Annotated in this window: 14 protein-coding genes; 10 read left to right on the forward strand and 4 right to left on the reverse strand. The window is 59.9% G+C overall.

What is annotated here, in order from left to right:
- Position 1: 1 nt before the first annotated feature.
- The 3 genes from ACZ3HH_RS25540 to ACZ3HH_RS25550 are packed head-to-tail and all read right to left on the reverse strand — an operon-like array spanning position 2 to position 2,379.
- Positions 2-391 carry a hypothetical protein gene (locus tag ACZ3HH_RS25540; RefSeq protein ID WP_008072054.1) on the reverse strand — a complete coding sequence of 130 codons (390 nt, stop codon included), beginning with the start codon at positions 389-391 and terminating at the stop codon, positions 2-4.
- Between the two features lie 8 nt (positions 392-399).
- Positions 400-828, reverse strand: a complete 429-nt coding sequence (locus ACZ3HH_RS25545; RefSeq protein ID WP_465808813.1) for a DNA polymerase III subunit chi — start codon at positions 826-828, stop codon at positions 400-402.
- Positions 829-888: 60 nt separating this feature from the next.
- Positions 889-2,379: a leucyl aminopeptidase gene (locus ACZ3HH_RS25550; RefSeq protein WP_465808818.1), complete on the reverse strand. Its 1,491-nt coding sequence runs from the start codon at positions 2,377-2,379 to the stop codon at positions 889-891.
- A gap of 293 nt (positions 2,380-2,672) precedes the next feature.
- Between ACZ3HH_RS25550 and lptF the strand changes: the two genes are divergently transcribed.
- The 8 genes from lptF (at position 2,673) to pdxJ (ending at position 11,152) form a co-directional block, all read left to right on the forward strand.
- Positions 2,673-3,791: an LPS export ABC transporter permease LptF gene (gene lptF, locus ACZ3HH_RS25555; RefSeq protein ID WP_465808820.1), complete on the forward strand. Its 1,119-nt coding sequence runs from the start codon at positions 2,673-2,675 to the stop codon at positions 3,789-3,791.
- Complete coding sequence (lptG, locus tag ACZ3HH_RS25560; protein WP_465808822.1) at positions 3,784-4,845, forward strand: LPS export ABC transporter permease LptG; 1,062 nt, start codon at positions 3,784-3,786, stop codon at positions 4,843-4,845. Before lptF ends, lptG begins: the two co-directional genes overlap by 8 nt.
- A gap of 171 nt (positions 4,846-5,016) precedes the next feature.
- Positions 5,017-6,816: a translation elongation factor 4 gene (lepA, locus tag ACZ3HH_RS25565; RefSeq protein WP_038981674.1), complete on the forward strand. Its 1,800-nt coding sequence runs from the start codon at positions 5,017-5,019 to the stop codon at positions 6,814-6,816.
- Positions 6,817-6,821: 5 nt separating this feature from the next.
- Positions 6,822-7,676 (forward strand): signal peptidase I, encoded by an 855-nt coding sequence (lepB, locus tag ACZ3HH_RS25570; RefSeq protein ID WP_109628119.1) that lies wholly within the window; start codon positions 6,822-6,824, stop codon positions 7,674-7,676.
- 184 nt (positions 7,677-7,860) lie between these two features.
- Positions 7,861-8,550, forward strand: coding sequence for a ribonuclease III (gene rnc / locus ACZ3HH_RS25575; protein ID WP_010463056.1), 690 nt, complete (start codon positions 7,861-7,863; stop codon positions 8,548-8,550).
- Positions 8,543-9,445, forward strand: coding sequence for a GTPase Era (gene era / locus ACZ3HH_RS25580; protein WP_465808825.1), 903 nt, complete (start codon positions 8,543-8,545; stop codon positions 9,443-9,445). Before rnc ends, era begins: the two co-directional genes overlap by 8 nt.
- Before the next feature lie 171 nt (positions 9,446-9,616).
- Positions 9,617-10,306 (forward strand): DNA repair protein RecO, encoded by a 690-nt coding sequence (recO, locus tag ACZ3HH_RS25585; protein ID WP_427627526.1) that lies wholly within the window; start codon positions 9,617-9,619, stop codon positions 10,304-10,306.
- Positions 10,307-10,405: 99 nt separating this feature from the next.
- Positions 10,406-11,152 carry a pyridoxine 5'-phosphate synthase gene (gene pdxJ, locus ACZ3HH_RS25590; RefSeq protein WP_465808828.1) on the forward strand — a complete coding sequence of 249 codons (747 nt, stop codon included), beginning with the start codon at positions 10,406-10,408 and terminating at the stop codon, positions 11,150-11,152.
- Between the two features lie 128 nt (positions 11,153-11,280).
- On the opposite strand, the gene mltF is transcribed toward pdxJ, so the two are convergent.
- Entirely contained in the window at positions 11,281-12,741 is a 1,461-nt protein-coding gene (gene mltF, locus ACZ3HH_RS25595; protein ID WP_465808830.1) for a membrane-bound lytic murein transglycosylase MltF, read from the reverse strand.
- Positions 12,742-13,015: 274 nt separating this feature from the next.
- Here mltF and purL point away from each other — a divergent pair, with 274 nt between their 5' ends.
- Together purL and ACZ3HH_RS25605 are read left to right on the forward strand one after the other, a co-directional pair.
- A complete protein-coding gene (purL, locus tag ACZ3HH_RS25600) occupies positions 13,016-16,912 on the forward strand; it encodes a phosphoribosylformylglycinamidine synthase (protein ID WP_465808832.1) in 3,897 nt (1,298 codons plus the stop codon).
- Positions 16,913-16,917: 5 nt separating this feature from the next.
- Positions 16,918-17,229, forward strand: a complete 312-nt coding sequence (locus ACZ3HH_RS25605; protein ID WP_465808834.1) for an NGG1p interacting factor NIF3 — start codon at positions 16,918-16,920, stop codon at positions 17,227-17,229.
- Positions 17,230-17,292 lie beyond the last annotated feature (63 nt).

Consider the following 17,292-nt stretch of genomic DNA (forward strand, 5'->3'; position numbering starts at 1 on the left):
GTTATTCGTACTGGCTGAGCAACCGTTCCATTCGCGCATCAAGACGGCGTTTGATTTCGGTTTCAATGTGCGGGGCGAAGTCGTCGATCACATCTTGCATGATCAATAGCGCGGCGGCGCGCAGTTCGCTGTCCAGGTGCAGCAGGGCGTCAGGGCCTTTGCTGGCGGCAGGTGACGGTTGCGCGGCTGGGGCGGGTGGTGGTGTGGTTTCGACCGGTTGCGGCGCATTGCCGACCGTGTCGAACAGCATGGGGATCTGTTCCTGATCACCTTCAATGACCGTGTCGGTCAGCAAGGGCGGTTGCAGGTTGTCATCGCCGAGCAGTTGTCGGATCGACTCGAGGTCATCCAGCAGATGCGCGGAATTTTGCTGCGGTTTTGGAGTGTCCATCGGAATGCTCAGAGTCGCTGTAAACGGTGATCTTGCAGAGGATAGCCCTGTTCGCGGTAGAAACGGAAACTCTCCCGCGCAGCCGAACGAATCGTCGGATCTTCCACCACCACTTCCGCCACGCGGGCGAACTGTTTGGCAAATACCGGGACTTTCAGGTCGAGATTGACCAGCAGATCCTGATGCTGACCGCAGGCATCGCCAAGACCCAGGACAATCAAACCCTCCGGCTCGCTTTCAGCCGGACCGTGGGGCACGAAGCTTTCGCCCTTGAAGGCCCACAAACGTGCATCGAGGTCATCACGCTGGGCGGCATCGCTGCAGTGCAGGTAAATGCGGTGGCCCATGCGCCAGGCTTTTTCGGTGAGCTTGCAGGCGAAATCCAACCGTGCCGAAGGATCGGCGCTGGGCAGGATATAGAAGTCGACTTTGGTCATTGCGGTTCCTGAACCCTGAGCGGCGCCACGGGTAAGAGGCACCGCTCGGGGTCATTGGTTTCAGGCTTTGGCGCGGTCCAGCAGGTATTGGGTCAGCAGGGGAACCGGACGGCCAGTGGCGCCCTTGTCCTTGCCGCCGCTGGTCCAGGCCGTGCCGGCGATGTCCAGGTGCGCCCAGTTCAGGTTCTTGGTGAAGCGCGACAGGAAGCAGGCAGCGGTGATGGTGCCGGCTTTCGGGCCGCCAATGTTGGCGATGTCGGCGAACGGGCTGTCCAGCTGCTCTTGATATTCATCGAACAGCGGCAGTTGCCAGGCGCGGTCGTCGGCGGATTGGCCGGCGCTCAGCAGTTGGCCGATCAGCTCGTCGTTGTTGCCCAGCAGGCCCGAGGTGTGGGAACCCAGAGCGACGACACAAGCGCCGGTCAGGGTGGCGATGTCGATCACCGCTTGCGGCTTGAAGCGTTCGGAGTAGGTCAGGGCATCGCACAGCACCAGACGGCCTTCGGCGTCGGTGTTGAGGATTTCCACGGTCTGACCGCTCATGGTGGTGACGATGTCGCCCGGACGCGAAGCGTTGCCGCTCGGCATGTTCTCGGCGCAGGCCAGGATGCACACCAGGTTGATCGGCAGTTTCAGCTCAAGCACGGCACGCAGGGTACCGAACACGCTGGCGGCGCCGCCCATGTCGTACTTCATTTCATCCATGCCGGCGCCCGGCTTGAGGCTGATGCCGCCGGTGTCGAAGGTGATGCCTTTGCCGACCAGTGCGTACGGCTTCTCGGATTTCTTGCCGCCGTTGTATTGCATGACGATCAAGCGCGGCGGCTGGGCGCTGCCCTGGCCGACGGCGTAGAACGAGCCCATGCCCAGGTCCTTGATCTTCTTCTCATCAAGGACTTCGACTTTCAGGCTCTTGAATTCTTTGCCCAGATTCTTGGCTTGCTCGCCCAGGAACGTCGGGTGGCAGATGTTTGGCGGCAGGTTGCCCAGGTTACGGGTGAAGGCCATGCCATTGGCGATCGCGGTAGCGTGGGCCACGGCGCGTTCGATTTCGGCCTGTGCTGCCTTGATGGTCACCAGGGTGATTTTCTTCAGGGAGAGCGGGTCGGCTTTCTGGCTCTTGAACTGGTCGAAAGTGTACTCGCCATCCACCAGGGTTTCGGCCAACAGGCGGGTTTTGCCATAGCTGTCGCGGCCTTTGACCACGACTTCGTCCAGGGCCAGAACGGCATCGCTGCCGCCCAGGCCTTTAAGGGTGTTGAGGATGCCGGCGATGATTTTGCGGAACGGGCGATCGCCCAGCTCTTCATCCTTGCCCACGCCCACCAGCAACACGCGCTCGGCCTTGAGGTTAGGCAGGCTGTGCAGCAACAGGCTCTGGCCGACTTTTCCGGCCAGGTCGCCGCGCTTGAGAACGGCACTGATGGTGCCACCGCTCAGTTCGTCGAGTTGTTTGGCAACGGCGCCGAGTTTACGGCCTTCGCCGACGGCGACCACCAGCGTGGCGGTCTTCAACGTTTCCGGGCTAACGCTTTTTACAACCAGTTCCATGTCTGGGTCCCTGAATTAATGGTCAAAGTGCGCGACGCGCAGAGGCTTGCTTATTAAGAAAGACGCCGGTGCAGTGCCAGCGATAAAGGCCGCAGTTTGAACCTCGCTACCGGCGCCTGACAACCCTCGGTCATGCGAACTTCGGTGGTTCAGGTGTCTGCTTGAGCGTGCGCAGTGACAGGCGCACCCAATCACAGGATAATGCGCCATCTTTTTCGGCGGCTCTGCCCTGCGGGCCGACCGATACGTTTGTTTGTTTGGCCGCTTAGCCTGACAACCCTGGAGTGTCTGGTTTGATTGTCTTCCGTTATCTATCCCGCGAAGTCCTGTTGACCTTGAGCGCCGTCAGCGCCGTGCTGCTGGTCATCATCATGAGCGGGCGCTTTATCAAGTACCTCGCCCAGGCGGCCTCTGGCCTTCTGGATCCGGGGTCACTGTTCCTGATCATGGGTTTCCGTCTGCCGGGTTTTCTGCAGTTGATCCTGCCTTTGGGGCTGTTTCTCGGGATTTTGCTGGCCTACGGTCGCCTATATCTTGAAAGTGAAATGACCGTGTTGTCTGCCACTGGCATGAGTCAGCAGCGTCTGTTCGCCATGACCCTTTTTCCGGCCACCCTGGTTGCGCTGGTGGTGGCATGGCTGAGCCTGAGCCTGGCGCCGCAAGGGGCCAATCAGTTCCAGTTGCTGCTGAACAAACAGGACGCACTGACTGAATTCGATACCCTTGAGCCAGGCCGCTTCCAGGCCTTGCGCGACGGTACTCGGGTGACCTACACCGAACAACTTTCGGATGACCGCATCAATCTGGGTGGCGTGTTCATTTCGCAGAAAAATATAAACTCCGACAAAAAGGATCGCGGGATTTCCGTACTGGTGGCCGAGAAGGGGCGTCAGGAAATTCGCCCCGACGGCAACCGTTATCTGATCCTCGACAACGGCTATCGTTACGACGGTAATCCGGGTCAGGCCGACTACCGCGCCATCAAATACGACGAGTACGGCGTATTGCTGCCCAAGCCGGACGTCAGCGACGAAGTCACCGACCGTGACGCAATGACCACTCGCTCCTTGCTGGGCAGTGATGACATCCGCTCGCGCACTGAACTGCAATGGCGTCTGTCCCTGCCGTTGCTGGTCTTCATCGTGACCCTGATGGCGGTGCCGCTGTCGCGGGTCAACCCGCGCCAGGGCCGTTTCCTCAAGTTGCTGCCGGCGATTCTTCTTTATATGGCTTACCTGAGCATCCTGATTGCCGCTCGCGGCGCCCTCGAAAAGGGCAAGATTGCGCCGGCATTGGGCTTGTGGTGGGTGCATGCGATCTTCCTGTCCATCGGTCTGGGCTTGCTGTACTGGGAGCCGCTGCGCTTGAAAATGGCGAGTCGCCGCAGTGCGCTGGAGGTGGCCCGTGGATAAGCTCGATCGCTACATCGGTAGCAGCGTGTTCGTCGCGATCCTGGCAGTCCTGGGGATCATCCTCGGCCTGGCAACGCTGTTTGCCTTCATCGATGAAATGAGTGAGGTCAGCGATACCTATACGCTGATAGATGTCCTGAGCTACGTGCTGCTGACCGCTCCACGCCGTCTGTACGACATGTTGCCGATGGCGGCGTTGATCGGTTGCCTGATCGGCCTCGGCAGTCTGGCCAGCCACAGCGAACTGACCATCATGCGCGCTGCGGGCGTATCGCTCGGGCGGATCGTCTGGGCCGTCATGAAGCCGATGCTGCTTCTGATGGCGGTAGGGCTGGTGATTGGCGAATACGTCGCGCCGGCCACGGAAGTCACCGCTCAGGCCAATCGCTCGCTGGCCCAGGGCAGTGGCGATGCACAAAGCGCCAAGCACGGTCTGTGGCACCGGCAGGGTGACGAGTTCATTCACGTCAACTCCGTGCAACCCAATGGTCTGCTGTACGGCGTGACCCGTTATCGCTTCGACGATCAACGCCACATGCTGTCTTCGAGCTTTGCCAAGCGCGCGGAATTTGACACGGATCACTGGCAGCTGAGCGATGTCACGACCACGTTGTTCCATGACAAGAGCACCGAAGTGGTGACGACTCCGGTGGAGCGTTGGGAAGTAGCCCTGAGCCCGCAACTGCTGAGTACTGTGGTGATGGCGCCTGAGTCATTGTCGATCACCGGTCTGTGGAGTTACATCCACTACCTGGCTGACCAGGGCCTGAGCAACGGTCGTTACTGGCTGGCGTTTTGGGTCAAGGTGTTGCAGCCACTGGTGACCGCTGCATTGGTGTTGATGGCGATTTCCTTCATCTTCGGCCCGCTGCGTTCGGTGACTCTCGGTCAGCGGGTCTTTACCGGTGTGCTGGTGGGTTTCACCTTCCGCATCGTCCAGGATTTGCTGGGGCCTTCGAGCCTGGTATTCGGTTTCTCGCCGTTGTTTGCGGTGCTGGTACCGGCCGGTGTCTGTGCCCTGGCCGGGGTCTGGTTGTTGCGCCGGGCCGGTTGATCGCGGGTTATTCCCGATGTGGCTTGTCACTCAAAACGCCCCTGTCGCAAGACCGGGGCGTTTTTGTAGGCGCCGTCTGACCTGCGAACGTGACGCTTGCGCCGTGGATCAGGTACAATTCCCGGCTATTTTTCGGCGGGCTATGCCTGCAGCCTTTTTGAGTGTTGATCCGTGAGTGATTTGAGTCATATCCGCAATTTCTCCATCATCGCCCACATTGACCATGGCAAGTCGACGCTGGCCGATCGCTTCATCCAGATGTGCGGCGGTCTTGCCGAGCGCGAAATGGAAGCCCAGGTGCTGGACTCCATGGACCTGGAGCGTGAACGCGGGATCACCATCAAGGCCCACAGCGTCACCCTTTATTACACCGCCCGCGATGGCATCAAGTACCAGCTGAACTTCATTGACACCCCCGGCCACGTTGACTTCACCTACGAAGTCAGCCGGTCGCTGGCGGCCTGTGAAGGTGCATTGCTGGTGGTCGATGCCGGTCAGGGCGTTGAGGCGCAGTCGGTTGCCAACTGCTACACGGCGATCGAGCAGGGCCTGGAAGTCATGCCAGTCCTGAACAAGATCGACCTGCCACAGGCCGATCCGGACCGCGTCAAAGAAGAAATCGAAAAAATCATCGGCATTGATGCCACCGATGCGGTCGAGTGCTCTGCCAAGACTGGCTTGGGCGTCGACGAAGTGCTCGAACGCCTGGTTCACACCATTCCTGCGCCGACCGGCAACTACGAAGATCCGCTGCAAGCGTTGATCATCGACTCCTGGTTCGACAACTACCTGGGCGTTGTTTCCCTGGTACGCGTGCGTCACGGTCGTGTGAAGAAAGGCGACAAGATCCTGGTCAAATCCACCGGCAAGATCCACCTGGTGGACAGCGTCGGTGTCTTCAACCCGAAACACACCGCCACCGTTGACCTGAAGGCCGGCGAAGTAGGCTTCATCATCGCCGGCATCAAGGACATTCACGGTGCACCGGTCGGCGACACCCTGACCTTGAGTTCCACGCCTGACGTTGACGTGCTGCCAGGCTTCAAACGCATTCAGCCGCAGGTGTACGCCGGTCTGTTCCCGGTCAGCTCCGACGACTTCGAAGATTTCCGTGAAGCGCTGCAAAAGCTCACCCTCAACGACTCGTCCCTGCAGTACACCCCGGAAAGCTCCGACGCGCTGGGCTTCGGCTTCCGTTGCGGGTTCCTCGGCATGCTGCACATGGAAATCATCCAGGAGCGCCTGGAGCGCGAGTACGACCTGGACCTGATCACCACGGCGCCGACGGTAATTTTCGAGCTGTTGCTGAAAACCGGCGAAACGATTTACGTCGATAACCCGTCCAAGCTCCCGGACCTGTCGTCGATCGAAGACATGCGTGAACCGATCGTGCGGGCCAATATCCTTGTGCCGCAAGAGCACCTGGGTAACGTCATTACCCTGTGTATCGAAAAGCGTGGCGTGCAGCACGACATGCTGTTCCTCGGTACCCAGGTACAAGTGACCTACGATTTGCCGATGAACGAAGTGGTCCTCGACTTCTTCGACCGTCTGAAATCCACCAGCCGTGGCTATGCTTCGCTGGATTACCATTTCGACCGTTATCAATCGGCTAATCTGGTGAAACTGGATGTGCTGATTAACGGTGACAAGGTCGACGCCCTGGCGCTGATCGTGCACCGCGACAATGCGCACTACAAAGGTCGCCAGTTGACCGAGAAGATGAAAGAACTGATTCCGCGCCAGATGTTCGACGTCGCGATCCAGGCCGCCATCGGCGGGCAGATCATTGCGCGAACCTCCGTCAAGGCACTCAGAAAGAACGTATTGGCCAAATGCTACGGCGGTGACGTTAGCCGTAAGCGCAAGCTGTTGGAAAAGCAAAAGGCCGGTAAAAAACGCATGAAGCAAGTCGGCAACGTGGAAATTCCACAAGAAGCCTTCCTTGCAGTGCTCAGGTTGGATAGTTAGGTCCTATGTCACTAAATTTCCCGCTGTTGCTGGTCATCGCCGTGTTCGTCTGCGGCCTGTTGGCGTTGCTCGATTTGCTGTTCCTGGCGCCACGGCGCCGGGCTGCCATTAACTCTTACCAGGGTAGCGTCAGCCAGGCTGACATGGTGGTGGTCGAGAAACTGAACAAAGAGCCGCTGCTGGTCGAATACGGCAAGTCGTTTTTCCCGGTGTTGTTCATCGTGCTGGTGCTGCGTTCGTTCCTGGTGGAACCGTTCCAGATTCCTTCCGGCTCGATGAAACCGACCCTGGACGTCGGCGACTTCATTCTGGTGAACAAGTTTTCTTATGGGATCCGCCTGCCGGTGATCGACAAGAAAGTCATCGAAGTCGGTGATCCGCAGCGCGGTGATGTGATGGTGTTCCGCTACCCGAGCGACCCGAACGTCAATTACATCAAGCGTGTGGTGGGCCTGCCGGGTGACCAGATTCGCTACACCGCGGACAAGCGTCTGTTCGTCAACGGTGAGTCGATCGCCGAACAACTGGTCGGCTCCGAGCCGGGCACGTTGGGCAGCGCCGAGCTCTACAAGGAAAAGCTCGGCGTCGCCGAGCACCTTATCCGCAAGGAAATGAGCCGCTACCGCGCAACGCCGGATCATTCGTGGACCGTGCCTGCCGGGCACTACTTCATGATGGGCGACAACCGCGACAACTCGAACGACAGTCGCTACTGGGATGATCCGAGTATTCCCAAGGATCTGCTGGGCATGGTTCCCGACAAGAATATCGTCGGCAAGGCCTTCGCAGTCTGGATGAGCTGGCCGGAACCCAAACTCAGTCACCTGCCGAATTTCTCGCGGGTTGGCCTGATCAAGTAATCACACACGGCGCTGTTGAACACAGCGCCGAATGCATTTCTGGAGTCGGCATAATCGGCCACAGAAGCATGAAAACAACGATATTCAGGACGTTATTTTTGAACACAGCGTTAATTGTCCCAAGCCTGCGCCGTACCACGGCGATGGCGGTGGAATCCAGCCACGAACTCAGCGTGGGTAAACCGTGAGCGTCTCCTTAAGCCGTCTAGAGCGTCAGCTCGGCTACACCTTCAAAGACCAGGAACTGATGGTCCTGGCCCTGACTCACCGCAGCTTTGCCGGGCGCAACAACGAACGCCTGGAGTTCCTCGGTGATGCCATCCTCAACTTCGTCGCTGGCGAGGCGTTGTTCGATCGCTTCCCGTTGGCCCGCGAAGGCCAGTTGTCGCGTTTGCGCGCCCGCTTGGTGAAAGGTGAGACCCTGGCCGTACTGGCCCGTGGTTTCGACCTGGGCGAATACCTGCGCCTGGGTTCAGGTGAATTGAAAAGCGGCGGGTTCCGTCGCGAGTCGATTCTGGCTGATGCCCTTGAAGCGCTGATCGGTGCGATCTACCTGGATGCCGGCATGGACATGGCGCGCGAGCGTGTGTTGGCCTGGCTGGCCGGTGAGTTCGAAGGCCTGACGCTGGTCGACACCAACAAAGATCCAAAAACCCGCCTGCAGGAATTCCTGCAGTCGCGTGGTTGTGAGCTGCCACGTTACGAAGTGGTGGATATCCAGGGTGAGCCACATTGCCGGACGTTCTTCGTCGAATGTGAAATCACCTTACTGAATGAAAAAAGCCGAGGTCAGGGTGTGAGTCGTCGTATTGCCGAACAGGTAGCGGCCGCCGCAGCACTGATTGCCCTGGGTGTGGAGAATGGCAATGACTGATTCAACTGCAACTCGCTGTGGCTATGTTGCCATCGTCGGCCGTCCCAACGTGGGCAAGTCCACGCTGCTGAACCACATCCTGGGTCAGAAACTGGCGATCACCTCGCGCAAGCCTCAGACTACTCGCCACAACATGCTCGGCATCAAGACTGAGGGCGCCGTGCAGGCGATCTACGTCGACACCCCGGGCATGCACAAGGGCGGCGAAAAGGCTCTGAACCGTTACATGAACAAGACCGCTTCGGCGGCGTTGAAAGACGTCGACGTGGTGATCTTCGTGGTTGACCGCACCAAGTGGACCGACGAAGACCAGATGGTCCTCGAGCGCGTTCAGTACGTGACCGGCCCGCTGATCGTGGCGCTGAACAAGACCGACCGCATCGAAGACAAATCCGAGCTGATGCCGCACCTGACCTGGTTGCAGGAACAGCTGCCGAACGCGCAGATCATGCCGATCTCGGCCCAACACGGGCATAACCTCGACACGCTGGAACGAGTGATCGCCCAGCACTTGCCGGAAAATGATCACTTCTTCCCGGAAGATCAGATCACCGACCGCAGTAGCCGCTTCCTCGCCGCCGAACTGGTGCGCGAGAAAATCATGCGCCAGTTGGGCGCCGAGCTGCCGTACCAGATCACCGTGGAAATCGAAGAGTTCAAGCAGCAGGGCAAGACCCTGCACATCCATGCCTTGATCCTCGTCGAACGTGACGGCCAGAAGAAAATCATCATTGGTGACAAGGGCGAGCGCATCAAGCGCATCGGCACCGAGGCGCGCAAGGACATGGAGCTGCTGTTCGACTCCAAGATCATGCTCAATCTGTGGGTCAAGGTTAAGGGCGGCTGGTCCGATGACGAACGTGCGTTGCGTTCGCTGGGTTACGGCGACCTGTAAACCCGGTCTGCGTTGCACCGTAGAACCCTGTGGGAGCGGGCTTGCCCGCGATGAGGATGTAACATTCAGCAGAGATGTTGAATGTAAGTCCGCCATCGCGGGCAAGCCCGCTCCCACATTGGTTTTGGTTGTTTGTAGAACTGCGCTCCTTCATTGAGAACTACGATTTCCATGTCGAACACCGCGCCAACCGGCCAACCCGCGTACGTCCTCCACAGCCGCGCCTACCGCGAAAGCAGCGCGCTGGTGGATTTCCTTACGCCGCAAGGTCGGCTGCGCGCGGTGTTGCGTAGCGCGCGGGGCAAGGCCGGGACGTTGGCGCGGCCGTTCGTGCCGCTGGAAGTCGAGTTCCGTGGTCGGGGCGAGTTGAAAAACGTCGGCCGCATGGAAAGCGCCGGTGTTTCTACCTGGCTCAACGGCGAGGCGCTGTTCAGCGGCCTCTACCTCAACGAATTGCTGATTCGCCTGCTGCCCGCCGAAGACCCTCACCCCGCAGTTTTCGATCACTACGCCGCGACCTTGCTCGCCTTGGCCGAAGGCCGCCCGTTAGAGCCGTTGCTGCGCTCCTTCGAATGGCGTCTACTCGACGACCTCGGTTACGGCTTTGCATTAAACACCGACATCCACGGCGACCCCATTGCGCCGGATGGCCTCTACCGCTTGCAAGTGGATGCAGGCCTGGAGCGGGTCTATCTGCTGCAACCGGGCCTGTTCAACGGCACTGAACTGCTGGCGATGGCCGATGCCGACTGGTCCGCGCCCGGCGCACTGTCCGCCGCCAAGCGCTTGATGCGTCAGGCATTGGCCGTTCATCTGGGTGGGCGTCCTCTGGTCAGTCGCGAGTTGTTTCGCAAGCCATAGTTTCGCAAGCAATAGGAACTATTGATGCTTGCGTCAACAGACCCAAGCTCCCCGTGTATGCTGTGCACCGAACTTTCCCTTATTTTCAGGAGCGCTTCCGTGACCACCAGCAATCGCATTCTTCTTGGCGTGAACATCGACCACGTTGCCACCCTGCGTCAGGCCCGGGGTACTCGCTACCCGGATCCGGTCAAGGCAGCGCTGGACGCGGAAGAGGCGGGCGCTGACGGCATCACCGTGCACCTGCGCGAAGACCGCCGGCACATTCAGGAGCGCGACGTGCTGTTGCTCAAGGACGTGCTGCAAACCCGCATGAACTTCGAAATGGGCGTCACCGAAGAAATGATGGTGTTCGCCGAACGCATTCGCCCGGCACATATTTGCCTGGTCCCGGAAACCCGTCAGGAGCTGACCACCGAAGGCGGTCTGGACGTGGCAGGGCAGGAGGCGCGGATCAAGGCAGCGGTGGATCGCCTTGCGAAGATCGGCTGTGAAGTGTCGCTGTTCATTGACGCGGACGAGCGGCAGATCGAAGCGTCCCGTCGTATTGGTGCGCCAGCCATTGAATTGCACACCGGGCGTTATGCGGACGCCGAGACGCCAACCGAAGTGGCTGAAGAACTCAAGCGCGTGGCCGATGGCGTGGCATTCGGCCTGGCCCAGGGCCTGATCGTCAATGCGGGTCACGGCCTGCACTATCACAACGTCGAGGCTGTTGCGGCGATCAAGGGCATCAACGAACTGAACATCGGCCATGCATTGGTGGCTCATGCGTTGTTCGTCGGGTTCAAGTCGGCGGTGTCGGAGATGAAGGCGCTGATTCTGGCTGCTGCGTTGAAAGGTTAGATCGGCGGCGCTGCCATCGCGGGCAAGCCGCGCTCCCACAGGTCCGAGTTGAACGATAACTATGTACTCGACGCGGACCTGTGGGAGCGTGGTTTGCCCGCGATGGCGTCCTTGAAGGCAGCGAAGATTTAGAGCGGAGGGGTTTCCTGGCTCGGCTTGGTCTTGTCGACCCCCGGCACATGCAGATTGCCCTCAGCGATCTGATTGCCTTCCAGCTGCGGCTGCGTGACCCACGTCAGGATGTCGTAGTAACGACGAATGTTCGCCACGAAGTGCACCGGCTCGCCGCCCCGGGCGTAGCCGTAACGGGTTTTGCTGAACCACTTCTTCTCGGAAAGACGCGGCAGGATTTTCTTCACGTCCAGCCACTTGTCCGGGTTCAGCCCTTCCTTGGCCGCCAGTTTGCGTGCGTCGTCCAAGTGACCGCTGCCTACGTTGTAGGCTGCCAGCGCGAACCACGTACGATCCGGCTCCTGGATCGATTCGTCCAATTGATCCTTCATGTAGGCCAGGTACTTCGCGCCGCCCATGATGCTCTGTTTGGGGTCAAGGCGATTGGACACGCCCATGGCTTGCGCCGTGTTCTGGGTCAGCATCATCAACCCGCGCACGCCGGTCTTGGACGTGACCGCCGCTTGCCACAGCGACTCCTGATAGCCGATCGCCGCCAGCAGGCGCCAGTCGACTTTTTCTTTCTTGGCGTACGCCTTGAAGTGCTGTTCGTATTTGGGCAGCCGTTGCTGCAAGTGCTGGGCGAAGGTGGTGGCGCCCATGTAACCGAGTACATCGACGTGGCCGTAGTAACGATCTTTCAGGCGTTGCAGGGTGCCGTTTTTCTTCACCTTGTCGAGGTAGGTGTTGATCTCGTTGAGCAGGCTGTTGTCTTCGCCAGCGGCCACGGCCCAGCTCTGATTACTGGCGTCACCAAGATCGAAGGCGACCCGCACGTTGGGGAAGTAGACTTGGTTCATCGCGACTTCGTTGGAATCGACCAAGGTCAGATCGATCTGGGCTTCGTCGACCATGCGCAGCAAGTCGACGACTTCAACCGCGTCGGACTCTTCGTATTCAATGCCGGGATATTTCTTTTTCAGCTCTGCCAATTGCTCGGCGTGAGTGCTGCCCTTGAGCACCATGATCTTCTTGCCGACCAGATCGCCTGCGTCGGTCGGCCGTGACTGGCCGTTGCGGTAGATGATCTGTGGGGTGACTTCGAGGTAGGAGTGGGAAAACCGCACCTGTTTTTTACGTTGCTCGCTGCTGACCAGGCCGGCAGCAGCCAGCACCGGGCCATTGGGCTTGCCCACCTGACTGAACAGGTCATCGAGGTTGTCGGCGGTTTCGATCTTGAGTTCCACCCCCAGATCGTCGGCGAAGCGCTTCACCAGCTCGTATTCGAAGCCGGTTTCACCGTTGCGATCCTGAAAGTAGGTGGCGGGACTGTTACGGGTAACCACCCGCAGCACGCCATCCTCCTTTACGCGCTCCAGCGTGTTGGGTTTATCAACACAGCCACTGAGCACCAGGAAGAGTCCGGTTGCGATCAGCCATTTGGCATGCCGCGGACGCAAAGCCGTTGGGGAAAACATCTGCGCAGTATACGCAAAGGACCACGAGCGCCATATCTCGACAGCGAAGGGCTTGTCTGCTAGAGCGTCGAAAACCTGTTTGGAGCCCGCAGGAATGGGCCTGAACAGCGTTTTGTGACAGAAAAAATAACCCTCGACACGCCCCTGTTTCGGGCCCGAATACCCGGCCCGACGTTCGGGTACAGCCGTGCGTACCGTTTCGGGTGCTGTCGCGGGCGGTTTAGGCTAGAATGCACGGCCTCAAAGCACACCCCTTCCCGAGGCTGTCCCGAAGATGTTGATCCTGCGCGGCGCTCCTGCCCTTTCTGCCTTTCGCCACAGCAAACTCCTTGAGCAACTGAGCCAGAAGGTTCCGGCTGTCAGTGGCTTGTATGCTGAATTCGCTCACTTCGCCGAAGTTACCGGCGTCCTGACCGGCGACGAACAGCAGGTGCTCGCGCGCCTTCTGAAGTACGGCCCAAGCGTTCCAGTACAAGAGCCAACCGGTCGTCTGTTTCTGGTGTTGCCACGTTTCGGCACCATCTCACCGTGGTCCAGTAAAGCCAGCGACATCGCTCGCAACTGTGGCCTGACCAAGATCCAGCGCCTGGAGCGCGGCATCGCGTTCTACGTCGCCGGCCAATTCAGCGACGCCGAAGCGCAGCTGATTGCAGGCGCCTTGCATGACCGCATGACCCAGATCGTATTGGACAACCTTGAACAAGCCGCCGGCCTGTTCAGCCACGCCGAGCCCAAGCCCCTGACCGCGATCGACGTGTTGGGTGGCGGCCGCGCCGCGCTGGAAAAAGCCAACACCGAGCTGGGCCTGGCCCTGGCCGAAGACGAAATCGACTATCTGGTCGCAGCCTTCGTCGGCTTGAAGCGCAACCCGCATGACATCGAACTGATGATGTTTGCCCAGGCGAACTCCGAGCACTGCCGTCACAAGATCTTCAACGCCAGTTGGGACATCGACGGTCAGAGCCAGGAAAAAAGCCTGTTCGGCATGATCAAGAACACCTATCAGATGCACAGCGAAGGTGTTTTGTCGGCTTATAAGGACAACGCCTCGGTAATCGTCGGCTCCGTCGCCGGCCGTTTCTTCCCGGACCCTGAAACCCGCCAGTACGGCGCGGTGCAGGAACCGGTGCACATCCTGATGAAAGTCGAAACTCACAACCACCCGACCGCGATTGCCCCGTTCCCGGGCGCATCCACCGGTAGCGGCGGTGAGATTCGCGACGAAGGCGCAACCGGTCGCGGCGCCAAGCCAAAAGCTGGCCTGACCGGTTTCACCGTGTCCAACCTGCAGATCCCGGGCTTCGAACAGCCGTGGGAAGTGCCGTACGGCAAGCCTGAGCGCATCGTTACCGCGCTGGACATCATGATCGAAGGCCCACTGGGTGGCGCCGCGTTCAACAACGAATTCGGCCGTCCGGCGCTGACCGGCTACTTCCGTACCTTCGAACAATCGATCACCACCCCGCGTGGCGACGAAGTTCGCGGTTACCACAAGCCGATCATGCTGGCTGGCGGCATGGGTAACATCCGTGCCGAACACGTACAGAAAGGCGAAATCACCGTTGGCTCCAAGCTGATCGTTCTTGGCGGCCCGGCAATGCTCATCGGCCTGGGCGGCGGTGCTGCCTCTTCCATGGCCACCGGCACCAGCTCGGCGGATCTGGACTTCGCCTCCGTACAGCGCGAAAACCCGGAAATGGAACGTCGCTGCCAGGAAGTCATCGACCGTTGCTGGCAGTTGGGTGACAAGAACCCGATCAGCTTCATCCACGACGTGGGTGCCGGCGGTCTGTCCAACGCCTTCCCGGAACTGGTCAACGACGGCAACCGTGGCGGCCGCTTTGAACTGCGCAATATTCCAAACGATGAGCCGGGCATGGCCCCGCACGAAATCTGGAGTAACGAATCTCAGGAACGCTACGTTCTGGCAGTCGGCCCTGCGGACTTCGAACGCTTCCAGGCGATCTGCGAACGTGAGCGTTGCCCGTTTGCCGTGGTCGGCGAAGCCACTGCCGAACCACAACTGACCGTGACCGACAGCCACTTCGGCAACAGCCCGGTGGACATGCCGCTCGAAGTGCTGCTGGGCAAAGCCCCGCGCATGCACCGTTCGGCCGTTCGCGAAAACGAGCTGGGCGATGATTTCGATCCAAGCACGCTGGAAATTGCAGACTGCGTCGAGCGCGTCCTGCATCACCCGGCCGTGGCCAGCAAAAGCTTCCTGATCACCATCGGCGACCGCACCATCACCGGCCTCGTGGCCCGTGATCAGATGGTCGGCCCGTGGCAGGTTCCGGTGGCCGACGTTGCCGTCACCGCCACCAGCTTCGACGTCTACACCGGTGAAGCCATGGCCATGGGCGAGCGCACTCCGCTGGCACTGCTGGACGCTCCAGCGTCGGGCCGCATGGCCATCGGCGAAACCCTGACCAACATCGCGGCGTCGCGCATCGCCAAAATCTCCGACATCAAACTGTCGGCGAACTGGATGTCCGCCGCCGGTCACCCGGGTGAAGACGCGCGTCTGTACGACACCGTGAAAGCAGTCGGCATGGAATTGTGCCCGGACCTCGGCATCACCATTCCGGTGGGCAAGGACTCGATGTCCATGGCCACCCGCTGGAACGACGAAGGCGTCGACAAGACTGTGACTTCGCCGATGTCGCTGATCGTGACCGGTTTCGCGCCCGTGGCTGACATCCGTCAGACCATGACCCCGCAACTGCGCATGGACAAGGGCACCACCGACCTGATCCTGATCGACCTCGGTCGCGGTCAGAACCGCATGGGCGCTTCGATCCTCGCTCAGGTTCACGGCAAACTCGGCAAGCAGGCCCCGGACGTCGATGACGCCGAAGACCTGAAAGCCTTCTTCGCCGTGATCCAGGGCCTCAACGCCGACGGTCACCTGCTGGCTTACCACGATCGTTCCGACGGTGGTCTGCTGACCAGCGTGGTAGAAATGGCCTTCGCCGGCCATTGCGGTCTGAGCCTGAACCTCGACGGTCTGGCAGAAACCTCCGCCGACATCGCCGCGATCCTGTTCAACGAAGAACTGGGTGCCGTGATCCAGGTTCGCCAGGACGCCACTCCAGACATCCTCGCGCAGTTCAGCGCAGCGGGCCTGGGTGACTGCGTGTCGGTGATCGGTCAGCCGATGAACAATGGCGAGATCAGCATCACGTTCAACGGCGACACCGTGTTCGAAGGTCAGCGCCGTCTGCTGCAACGTCAGTGGGCTGAAACCAGCTATCAGATCCAGCGTCTGCGTGATAACGCCGACTGCGCCGAGCAAGAGTTCGACGTGCTGCTGGAAGAAGACAACCCGGGCCTGAGCGTCAAGCTCAGCTACGACGTCAACCAGGACGTCGCCGCGCCTTACATCAAGAAAGGCATTCGCCCACAGGTTGCCGTGCTGCGTGAGCAGGGCGTCAACGGTCAGGTGGAAATGGCGGCCGCGTTCGACCGCGCCGGTTTCAACGCGATCGACGTGCACATGAGCGACATTCTGGCCGGTCGTGTCGACCTGAACGAGTTCAAAGGTCTGGTGGCTTGCGGCGGTTTCTCCTACGGCGACGTACTGGGTGCCGGCGAAGGCTGGGCCAAGTCCGCGCTGTTCAACAGCCGCGCTCGCGATGCCTTCCAGGGCTTCTTCGAACGTAACGACAGCTTCACCCTCGGCGTGTGCAACGGTTGCCAGATGATGTCCAACTTGCACGAGCTGATCCCGGGCAGCGAGTTCTGGCCGCACTTCGTGCGTAACCGTTCCGAGCAGTTCGAAGCTCGCGTGGCGATGGTACAGGTCCAGGAGTCGAACTCGATCTTCCTGCAAGGCATGGCCGGTTCGCGCATGCCGATCGCCATCGCACACGGCGAAGGTCATGCCGAATTCGCTAGCGAAGAAGCGTTGCTGGAAGCCGATCTGTCGGGTTGCGTGGCGATGCGTTTCGTCGACAACCATGGCAAGGTCACCGAGAGCTATCCGGCCAACCCGAACGGTTCGCCGCGCGGGATCACCGGTTTGACCAGCCGTGACGGTCGCGTGACCATCATGATGCCGCACCCGGAGCGTGTATTCCGCGCGGTGCAGAACTCGTGGCGTTCGGAAGACTGGAACGAAGACGCACCTTGGATGCGTATGTTCCGTAATGCTCGCGTGTGGGTTAACTAAGCGCCGTGTACAAGCTCAGTTTTTTTGTTCCGGCCAGTCATGTCGAGGTGGTCAAAAGCGCTGTGTTCGCTGCCGGTGGTGGGCGGATCGGGGCTTATGATCACTGTGCGTGGCAGGTGTTCGGGTTGGGTCAGTTTCGTCCACTGGATGGCAGTCAGCCGTTTATTGGTGAAGCGGGGCAGGTCGAGCAGGTTGAGGAATGGAAGGTTGAGCTTGTAGTCAGCGATGAGTTGATACAGGCGGTGGTGGTGGCTCTGAAAGAGAGTCATCCCTATGAAACGCCGGCTTATGAGGTATGGCGGTTGGAGGATTTCTGATCTTCCTGGCCGTTGAAATGAAAAACCCGCTGAAGTGATTTCAGCGGGTTTTTTTATGTGCGC

It is taken from the genome of Pseudomonas sp. PME37.24/025 (assembly GCF_055556615.1).